This is a genomic window from uncultured Corynebacterium sp., from assembly GCF_937999985.1.
GTDB lineage: Bacteria > Actinomycetota > Actinomycetes > Mycobacteriales > Mycobacteriaceae > Corynebacterium.
In genome coordinates, this window is the sequence record NZ_CALLDG010000010.1 from 1 (window position 1) to 10,087 (window position 10,087).

7 protein-coding genes are annotated in these 10,087 nt (G+C 63.8%); 1 reads left to right on the top strand and 6 read right to left on the bottom strand.

Annotated elements, in window-relative coordinates:
- From alaS to aspS, 4 genes are all read right to left on the bottom strand, one after another.
- Nucleotides 1–1,315 (bottom strand): alanine--tRNA ligase (gene alaS / locus Q0331_RS00355; RefSeq protein WP_298073856.1); only part of this gene is annotated, 1,315 nt, incomplete at its 3' end.
- 53 nt (nucleotides 1,316–1,368) lie between these two features.
- Nucleotides 1,369–2,763, bottom strand: coding sequence for a replication-associated recombination protein A (locus tag Q0331_RS00360; protein ID WP_298073858.1), 1,395 nt, complete (start codon nucleotides 2,761–2,763; stop codon nucleotides 1,369–1,371).
- Nucleotides 2,764–2,782: 19 nt separating this feature from the next.
- Nucleotides 2,783–4,069 (bottom strand): phosphotransferase, encoded by a 1,287-nt coding sequence (locus tag Q0331_RS00365; protein WP_298073861.1) that lies wholly within the window; start codon nucleotides 4,067–4,069, stop codon nucleotides 2,783–2,785.
- Between the two features lie 10 nt (nucleotides 4,070–4,079).
- Nucleotides 4,080–5,882, bottom strand: a complete 1,803-nt coding sequence (gene aspS / locus Q0331_RS00370) for an aspartate--tRNA ligase (protein WP_298073863.1) — start codon at nucleotides 5,880–5,882, stop codon at nucleotides 4,080–4,082.
- 100 nt (nucleotides 5,883–5,982) lie between these two features.
- On the opposite strand from aspS, the gene Q0331_RS00375 reads away from it, so the two are divergent.
- Nucleotides 5,983–6,942, top strand: a complete 960-nt coding sequence (locus Q0331_RS00375) for a neutral zinc metallopeptidase (protein ID WP_298073864.1) — start codon at nucleotides 5,983–5,985, stop codon at nucleotides 6,940–6,942.
- 42 nt (nucleotides 6,943–6,984) lie between these two features.
- On the opposite strand, the gene Q0331_RS00380 is transcribed toward Q0331_RS00375, so the two are convergent.
- Both Q0331_RS00380 and Q0331_RS00385 read right to left on the bottom strand, forming a co-directional pair.
- Complete coding sequence (locus Q0331_RS00380; RefSeq protein ID WP_298073868.1) at nucleotides 6,985–9,771, bottom strand: ExeM/NucH family extracellular endonuclease; 2,787 nt, start codon at nucleotides 9,769–9,771, stop codon at nucleotides 6,985–6,987.
- Nucleotides 9,772–9,855: 84 nt separating this feature from the next.
- A partial coding sequence (locus Q0331_RS00385; RefSeq protein ID WP_298073870.1) for a hypothetical protein occupies nucleotides 9,856–10,087 on the bottom strand: 232 nt, incomplete at its 5' end.

Below are 10,087 nucleotides of genomic sequence, written 5' to 3' on the forward strand. Positions count from 1 at the left end.
TGGCGCGGGCCTTCTGCTCCGCCATCAGGTCGTGGAAGCCGTCGATGTCCACCTTCAGGCCGGCCTCGGCGGCCATCTCCTGGGTCAGGTCGATCGGGAAGCCGTGGGTGTCGTGCAGGGAGAAAGCAACGTCGCCCGGGACGGTATCCTCGCCGCGTTCCTTGGCGCCGTGGGCCCAGTTGTCGAACATCTGGGAGCCGGATTCCAGGGTCTTCAGGAAGGATTTCTCCTCGGCCAGAGCCACGGCGCGAATGCGCTCGTAGTTCTCGGCGATTTCCGGGTAGGAGGGCGTCATGGTCTCGCGCACGGTGTCCATGAACCTCTCCAGGGTCTCCCCCGTTGCGCCCAGCAGGCGGGCGGAGCGGATGATTCGGCGCAGTAGGCGGCGCAGGATGTAGCCGCGGCCCTCGTTGCCCGGGGTCACGCCGTCGAGCATCAGCATCAGACCGGTGCGGGAGTGATCGGCGATCACGCGGAAGCGCACGTCGTTGGCCTGGTCGGCTCCGTACTTGGCGCCGGTGACCTCCTGGGCCACGTCGATCACGGGGCGCAGCAGGTCAGTTTCGTACACGTTGTCCACGTCCTGCAGGATGCAGGCGACACGCTCGATGCCCAGGCCGGTATCGATGTTCTTCTTCGGCAGCTTACCGACGATCTCGAAGTTGCCCTTGCCCAGACCCTCGCCGCGCTCGTTCTCCATGAACACGAGGTTCCAGATCTCGATGTAGCGGGTGTCGTCGACGATCGGGCCACCCTCCTGGCCGTGCTCGGGGCCGCGGTCGTAGTAGATCTCCGAGCAGGGGCCACACGGGCCGGGAATGCCCATGGACCAGTAGTTATCCTCCATGCCGAGGCGCTGGATCTTGTGCTCGGGCACGCCGATCTTCTTGTTCCAGATCTCCGCTGCCTCGTCATCGTCGGTATAGACGGTGACCCACAGACGCTCCGGGTCTAGCCCCAGGCCGCCTTCCTCCAGCGGGTCGGTCAGCAGCGTCCAGGCGTGCGTGATCGCGCCTTCCTTGAAGTAGGCGCCGAAAGAGAAGTTTCCCGCCATCTGGAAAAACGTGTTGTGGCGGGTGGTGATGCCGACCTCGTCAATGTCCAGGGTGCGCACGCACTTCTGGATGGAGGTCGCCGTGCCGTTTTCAAACGGTGGGTTCTGCTGGCCCAGGAAGTAGGGCTTGAACGGAACCATGCCGGCGTTCACGAACAGAAGGTTCGGGTCGTCCAGGATCAGCGATGCGCTGGGTACCTCGGTGTGCCCGGCCTTGGTGAAGTGCTCGATGAAGCGCTGGCGGATCTCATGCGTTTGCACGGTGGCTTTACCTCGTAGAGTTCTATATCGACTGTAAATGGAATGCGTACATTCTACCCCCGGGTCAGGAAGGAGCGAACGATAGCCCTAAGGCTACTCAAGCGCGCGGCAATGGTCTTTTCGTGGCCGTGGGTTGTCGGCCGGTAATACACCGCGTCCTTCAGATCGTCTGGCAGGTACTGCTGCGGCACCACGCCCTTGGGGTCATCGTGCGGATAGACGTATCCCACCGCGTTACCCAGCGCCTTCGCCCCTTGGTAGTGCCCGTCGCGCAAGTGAACCGGCACTGCCCCGCCCTTCCCGGCCTGCACGTCGCCGATAGCGGAGTTGATCGCCGCGATCACCCCGTTGGACTTCGGCGCGGTCGCCAGGTGAATCGTGGCCTGCGCCAGGTTGAGCCGTGCCTCTGGCATGCCGATGAAGCTCACCGCGTGATACGCCGCCACCGCCACCTGCAGCGCCTGCGGATCAGCCATGCCGATGTCCTCGCTGGCGTGGATCACCAGTCTGCGGGCGATGAAGCGCGGATCTTCGCCGCCTTCCAACATGCGGGCTAGGTAATGCAGCGCGGCGTCCGGATCCGAACCGCGGATGGATTTAATGAAGGCACTGGTGATGTCGTAGTGTTGGTCGCCGTCGCGGTCGTACCTCACCACTGCCTTGTTGAGGGACTTTCTTACTTGTGACGCCACCAGCTCCGCCACGCCGTCCTCCCCTTCCGGCTCGACTCCCTCGGCCGCGGCCTCCAGGTACGTCAAACTGCGGCGGGCATCACCGGCAGCCATGGCGACGAGCTGGTCCATTGCCTCGGAGGTCACCCGCAATCGACCAGCGTATCCGCGCTCGTCGTCGAGGGCGCGCTGCAGTACGGTGCGGATGTCGGCGTCACTAAGAGAAGAAAGTTGGACCAGCAACGACCGCGACAAAAGCGGCGACACCACGGAGAACGAGGGGTTTTCGGTGGTGGCGGCGACCAACAGGACGGTGCGGTTTTCGACAGCGGAGAGCAGCGCGTCCTGCTGGGTTTTGGAGAATCGGTGCACCTCGTCGATGAACAGCACGGTGTGCTCGCCCATGACCAGGCGCTTGCGGGCCTGCTCGATGATCGCCCGAACTTCCTTGACGCCGGAGTTCAGGGCGCTTAAGGCCTCGAAGCGGCGGCCGGAAGCCTGGGAGATGAGGCTGGCGATGGTGGTCTTTCCGGTGCCGGGCGGGCCATAGAGGATGACGGAGGTATCGCCCTGGCCCTCGATCAGGCGGCGCAGCGGCGAACCCGGGCCGAGAACCTTGTCCTGCCCTACCACCTCGTCGAGGCTGCGGGGGCGCATGCGAACCGCCAGTGGGGCGTGGGAGCCGGGGTGAAAGTAGGCTTCGGCGGCGTTCTCGTCGGTTCCGTTTGTCGCAGCGGCGCCACTGCCCTGCTGGCCTTGGGAAAACAGATCGTCCATCGGCTTTAGTCGGCGGGCGCTAGTCTTCGCGCTCGTTCGGGAAGGCTCCCAGCTGCGACAGCACCTTCAAAAGGACCCGCGCGAAGCCACCAATCGCCTCGAAATCCTGGGAGTCGCGGCGGTGGGAGAAACGCTTGATGGCTTCCACCGTCGTGGCCAGGTCCTCGAGCTGCTCCTCAGACATGTGGCGGATCGAGCGCGAAACCTCCTGGTTGTCGGACTCTTCACCGAAAACGAACGAGGAGTGCTTGGCGACGGAAAGGCGACCGTAGTACATCATGATCAACGACAGGAAAGCCCAGCCGATCAGCGCGGACATGACCCAGTCGTGGAAGACCTCGTCGTCGGAGATTGCAGGCCAGATCTGCTGCGCCTCCGCCCGCCAGGCAGCAAGGAACTCCGTGGTCTCCGGCTCGTCCAAAGCCGGGGTGGAATTATCCTGCGGGAACCCCGCCACCACGCAGGCGACGTCGAAGGCCGCGTCCCGGAAACCGGCCCACTCGTAGTCCAGCAGCACGATGTTGTCCGTGAGCATGACGTTGTCGGGCGCCAGGTCGAAGGGGGTGAAGACCAGAAACTCGGACTTGCTCTGCCGCTCGGCGGCCTTCGTGGCGTAGCGCTGCACCACCGGGTCGATAGTCAGGCCGTTGGAAATCATGAGGTCCACGCCCGACTGGATGAGCTCGCCGACGTTGATGTCGGACTCTTCGATCGCCTCGGGGCTGATGTGGTGGCGCTGGCACTGGCGGCGCATCAGGGTGGAGTAAGACTGCGCGCCACCGAACGTGGCGGCGTGCATCTTGCCCAGTGAACGGCCGAGCTTACGCAGGGCTCCGATGCGGGACTTGGAATCCTGGAGTGTCAGCACGTCGGTAAAGCTCGTGCCGTCGCCCGCGTCCGACAGAACCAGCAGGCGCTGGTCGATGTCATAAGCCAACAGCACCGGGCCGGGGCGCACCGTCTCCGCCAGAGTGTTGGTGTACTGGTAGGCCACAACCTCGCGGAGCATGCCGAGGGCATCCGGGCCGAACTCCCCTGCGTCGCTGGAACCCTCGTTGAAGCCATCGCCGGCCCCGCCGTTGCCATCAGCGCTCGCGGCGTCCGCGCCCCCTTCGCTTTCCGGCGGCAGCTGCTTGATAACCACCGTGCGTTCCTGCAGGAATGGGTCAGCGGAAATCCGGCAGCGGAGTACCGTCGAGGAGCCACTCCCGCCCAGATCCTGCGGATCGCTGAGTTCGGGTGAACCGCCGAAGCGGGTCGCCAAAACTTGGGTTGCCGCCTCGACAGTGGACTCGACTGATTGCACTACTACTCGCCTACTTTTCCTTCTGGCCCTTCTGGCCCTTCTTCGGCTTGAAATCGATACCGGATTCCTTACGCTGCTCCGCGGAGATCTCGCCCGGGGCATCGGTGAGCGGATCCACGCCACCACCGGACTTCGGGAAGGCGATGACGTCGCGGATGGAATCGAAACCGCCCAGCAGAGAGACAATGCGATCCCAACCGAAAGCGATGCCGCCGTGCGGCGGGGCGCCGAAAGCGAACGCATCCAGCAGGAAGCCGAACTTCTCGCGGGCTTCCTCCTCGGTGATGCCCATGACCTTGAACACGCGCTCCTGCACGTCCGGCTGGTGGATACGAATAGAACCGCCGCCGATCTCGTTGCCGTTACACACGATGTCGTAGGCGTAGGCCAGCGCCTCGCCCGGGTTCTCGTCAAAGTTATCCAGGTACTCCGGCTTCGGGGAGGTAAAGGCGTGGTGCACTGCAGTCCAGGCGGAGTGCCCCAGGGCCACGTCGCCAGACGCGGCGGCATCTGCCGCTGGCTCGAACAGTGGGGCGTCAACGACCCAGGTGAAGGCCCAGTCGCCTTCCTTGATCAGACCCAGCTTGTTAGCGATCTCGCCGCGGGCAGCGCCCAGCAACGCGCGGGAAGGCTTGGTCTCGCCTGCGGCGAAGAAGATGCAGTCGCCCGGCTTGGCGCCGACGTGCTCGGCAATGCCCGCGCGCTCTTCGTCGGTGATGTTCTTGGCCACCGGGCCGGACAGCTCGCCATCCTCGCCCACCAGAATGTAGGCCAGGCCCTTCGCGCCGCGCTGCTTAGCCCACTCCTGCCAGGCATCCAGCTGGCGGCGGGGCTGGTCGGCCCCGCCGTCCATGACGACGGCGCCGACGTACTCGTTCTGGAACACGCGGAAGGTGGTGTTCTTGAAGAAGTCAGTGCACTCGGTGATCTGGATGTCGAAGCGCAGGTCCGGCTTGTCGGAGCCGTAGTACTTCATCGCATCGGCGTAGGTCATGCGCGGGATCGGAGTGGAGATCTCGTAGCCGATCTCCTTCCAGATGGCCACCAGGATCTCCTCTGCCAGGGAGATCACGTCTTCCTGGTCCGCGAAGGACATCTCGACGTCCAGCTGGGTGAACTCCGGCTGGCGGTCGGCACGGAAGTCCTCGTCGCGGTAGCAGCGAGCGATCTGGTAGTAGCGCTCCATGCCAGCGACCATCAGCAGCTGCTTAAACAGCTGCGGGGACTGAGGCAGCGCGTAGAACGTGCCCGGGCGCAGGCGTGCAGGCACCAGGAAGTCGCGGGCGCCCTCCGGGGTGGAGCGGGTCAGCGTCGGAGTTTCGATCTCCGTGAAGTCGTGCTCGGCCAGAACCCCACGGGCAGCCTGGTTGACACGGGAGCGCAGGCGCAGCGCATCGCCCTGGGTCTTGCGGCGCAGATCCAGGTAGCGGTACTTCAGACGGGTCTCCTCGCCTACCTCGCCGGAGGAAGAAGGATCGTCGATCTGGAACGGCAGCGCCGCCGCCTCGTTCAGAACCTCCAGGGCGGACACGTTGACCTCGATGCCGCCGGAGGCCAGGTTCGGGTTCTCGGAACCCTCCGGGCGAGCCTCGACCACGCCGGTTACTTTCAGGCAGTACTCGCTACGCAGGTCGTGCGCACGCTCGGCCACCTCGGACTCGCGGAAGACGACTTGTGCCACGCCGCTGCGGTCGCGCAGGTCAATGAAAATGACGCCACCGTGGTCGCGTCGACGACCAACCCAGCCGGTCAGGGTCACTTCATCACCGATATTCTCTGGGCGTAGTTCGCCCGCCAGGTGTGTGCGCAGCACGTTCCTCTAGTCCTTCCTCGCTTTTTAGTCTTTTCGGCCTTACAGCTTACCTTGTCCGCAATAGGGTGTATACGTCGCCCGGGTATGGCACGATTCACTTGTGACTTTTAACAATAATCTGAACAATTATTCCGACCGCGGGCAACGCGGAGGCACCGGCTCCGGCGGGGGCGGTCTCGGCTTCGGCGGTGGCGGCAATGGGGGCGGTCGCGGCGGTGGTTTGCTTTCGGGTGTCCTCCTCAGTGTCATTGGTCGGCGCTTCGGTCTACCGGGCATCATCATTGCTGCCATCGCGCTGTTCTTCTTCAATGGCGGATTCGGCATGTTGGGTGGAAACAACGGCTCAGATCAGCGTGCGGGCGTCAATAGCAGTCAGGGCGGAGAGGGCTTCGAGCACTGCCAGACTGCCGAGGACGCCAACAACAACGACGATTGCCGTGTGCTGGCCACGGCGAAATCTGTCGACCAATTCTGGGGCTCGGCGCTGCCGGACGAGGCCGGGACCGATTACAGGGAGCCGGGGCTGGTGCTCGCCGAAGGGCAGACCAGCACTCGCTGTGGCTCCGCGAACCTCGCTAGCACCGGCCCGTTCTACTGCCCCGGCGACGAGACGGTCTACATGTCCGTGCCGTTCTTCGACGAACTGAAGCAGATGGGCGGATCCAACGGCCCGTTCGCGCAGATGTACGTCACCGCGCACGAGTTCGGCCACCACATCCAGAACCTGGAGGGCAACCTGGGCTTGAGCGACTACGATAACCCGGGTGAGGATTCCAACGCTGTGAAGATGGAGGTCCAGGCCGACTGCTACGCCGGCGTATGGGCTCAGAACGCCGACAAGGGTGAGGACGCTCTGTTGGAGCCCCTCACCCAGGAGCAGGTCGAGCAGGCTATTGCGACTGCTCGTTCTATTGGCGATGACGCCATCCAGTCCAGTTCCGGACAGGAAGTAGATCCTGACAAGTGGACCCACGGGTCTTCCGAAATGCGCGTGGACTGGTTTATGCGCGGCTACCAGGGCGGCACCATGAAGTCCTGTCACCAGAACTTCCAGCGCTAAGCGCTGCGCACGTAGCCCCGCGGCGCCGCATCTGTGGCGCTTTTAGCGCTGCGGCGGCAGGTACGGGCGCAGCCAGTTCGGCACCGCGCTGGCCGGGATCAGGTGGTTCACCCAACCCCACAGGCCCGCACCAGCGGCACCCAGGCCGATGATGCTCAGGATGATCGTGGTGATGATACCCGCCTTGACGGAGCCGCTGAGCTCCGTCTTGGAACCACCCAGAGACCCGGTGGAACCAGTAGAACCCGAGGAGCCGCCCGGCTTGTCCGGGTTGGTCGAGTCGTCGGGGTCCGGTCCCGGCTGCGGTTCCGCACCCGGGGCGTTGAAGCCCACCTTGATCGGGTCGTGGTCCGAGGCACGGAACACGTTCGGCTCGTAGAAGTCCACCACGTTGTAGTTGCGCCGGGAGTACTCGAACGCTACCGACTCGTCGGCGTTGATGTCCCAAACGTCCGCGCCAGTGGCTATCTCGGTGGCCTTCTCGTTGGCGAGGACGTGATCCAGGGAGCCCAGTCGGCCACCGAACTGGTAGGAATGGCCGGCGTCAAACTTGGTCTCGAGGTTGGTGTAGCCGGCCTCCTCGATGATGCGGATGGCGTCTTCCTTCGCGTAGGCGTTGAAGTCACCCAGGATGAACTGCGGCTTGTCCTTGAAGTCCGCGTCCTCGCTCAGCCACTCAACTAGCTGGCGGGACATCTCCGCGCGCAGCTGGGCGTTGTTACCCTGACCATCGCCCGTATCCGCGTCGCCGCGAGCCACACTGCCCTTGGACTTGTAGTGGTTCACAACGGCGACGAAAGCCTGCTCGTCCTTCGCACCCTTGTTCTTGAACTGCTGCGCCAGCGGCTGGCGGGCGATCTTGTCGAAGGCCTCCACGTCGAGAATCTTAGATTCCCCGACCGGCTCCACCTTCTCCGGCTGGTAGATGAACGCGGTACGGATGACGTCTTCGTTCTTCGCTACCGTGGCCGGGCTCTTCACGTACTCCCACTTGCCACCGGCCGCGTTAAGCTCGTCGACCAGGTGCTTCAACGCAGCGTCCCGATCCTTGCCGAACTTGGCGGAGTTCTGGATCTCCTCCAGACCCAACACCGAAACATCCAGGGTGTTGATCGCCTTGACGATCTTGGCCTGCTGATCCTTGAATGCGTGCTCGGTATAGGCACCGCGAACGTCGCACTTGTCAGCGGTAACAGGGTTGCCCTCGCGATCCTTGTAGGAACCGCAATTGGTCTGATCCTCGCCCAGGTCGGTGAAGTAGTTCAGGACGTTGAAGCTGGCGATGGAGTGGCTGCCGCCGACCTCCTCGGGGCCGTTCTCCTCGGCCGGGCGGGAGTCCTCCCAGCTAATCGGCAGATCTGCCTGCGCGGTATCGCCCGTGATCTGGGAGGTTGGCTGCAGGGACCACTTCTCAAAGCCGTAAGACAGCACCGTCGGCTGGGAGAAGCTCACCTGGTCGCCGGCGCGCAGCGACTTAATGCCCTCGGCGGTCTTCAGGTAGGGCTGCGGGGTGTTCTGCGCATCCTTGTTGCGGAAGTAATTGAGGGTCGCGCCGTCGTCCAGGGTGACGATCTTCTTGGCATTGCCAGCCTCGTAAGCCTGCGCCTCTGCTCCCGGTGCCACCATTGAAGTCGCCTGGTACAGCGGCTCATTACCCTCCACCAGATCCACGGAACCGTACTGGTTCAGCTCGTAGTTATTGGTGACGGTGTAGGTAGCGGAAGGCTGGAACATCATGTGCTCGTTGGCCTCGCGGGTCTCCTCGTCCAAAGGAACGGCGTCCGTGATCGGCTCCGGCTTCTCACCGCAGTCCTTGGACGGGTTGTCGGACTCGGTGTACTCGGCAAATCCGATCTGGGTGGACTCGTAGTGCTCCCCCACCTTGCCGGTGACCACGACGCACTTGTCGAGGTCCGCCGGGGTGCCGCCCTTACCCGTGTAAACGAATACTGCCTGGGAGGCTTCGCCCGCCTTGCGCAGCTGTGCCGCGCCGCCCTCCTGGATCACGAAGCCATTTAGGCCGCCGGAGGGGTAGCTTGCGGTGACCCAGCCGGCCGTCTTGACCTGCTTATCCACCAGCGGGGACTTCTCCCCCGTTCCCTGAATCTCGGAAATCTTGTGTTCCTCGGCGTCTCCCGGCTGATCCGGCTCGTTGGGGTCGTCCGGGTTCTCCGGCTGCTCCGGGTTATCCGGGGCCTCTGCGTTCGGATCCAGCGCGTCGCCACCGCTGTAGCGCGGCTTCGGATCGCCGACGGTGAAGTCGGCGCTGTTGTCGTCGGTATCCTTGCCCTCGTCGTTACGGGCGGCTGCCGTGGTGTTAGAGAGAGCCGCGCTGCCAGCGGTCTCGTTCACCTGCGCATTCCCATAGCCCACGATGTCGATCGCGGGGTTTCCAGCGGCCCACTTCTCGGAAGAGTCAGTCAGGACGACGGTGCCGTTCTTACCGCGCATGGCCAAATCGTCCCCGGTGGCGTCAGCAACAAAATCCTGGGTACCGCCGTTACCCGCAGCGCCCTTGATCAGATAGAAGCCCTTCGGCTGGATGGTGCCGGATAGCGCGATCGGCTTGACGTTGTTCCCGCCGTTGGCGGAGAGATACTGAACGGTCCAGCCATCGAGGCGGATCGGCTTATCGGTGGGGTTGAACAGCTCAACGTAATCGTTCTTCAACGTGGCGCCCTTGTTTCCGCCGCCACCATAGACGGCGCTGATGACGACGTTATCGCCGGCCGGGGTGGCCAGGGCCGTTGGAACGGTGAGGACGTTGGCGCTCAGGGCCAGCGCACTGAAGGTGGCCACGGAGGTGATGGTCTTGAAACGAGCTTTCATGGATCTAGATCCTGCTTTCTGGTGAAGATAGCTCCCGCTGGTGAGGCGGGAGCTAGAGGTGATTGGGGTGCTGGTTAAGTTGGTCTAGATGTGGAGCATGTCGCGCGCCCACTGCGGCAGCATGTCGCGGGCCCACTGCGGAACGATGTTGGCGGGGATGCCACCGTTCTTCTGCACCCAGGAAATGGCGGTGGCGCCACCGATGATGACGGCCAGAACACCGATCACTGCGGCGATGATGCCGCCCTTGGAGGAACCAGACAGGGAGCCGTCCGTGCCCGGCTGTTCGTCACCTTCGCCCGGCTGTTCGTCACCT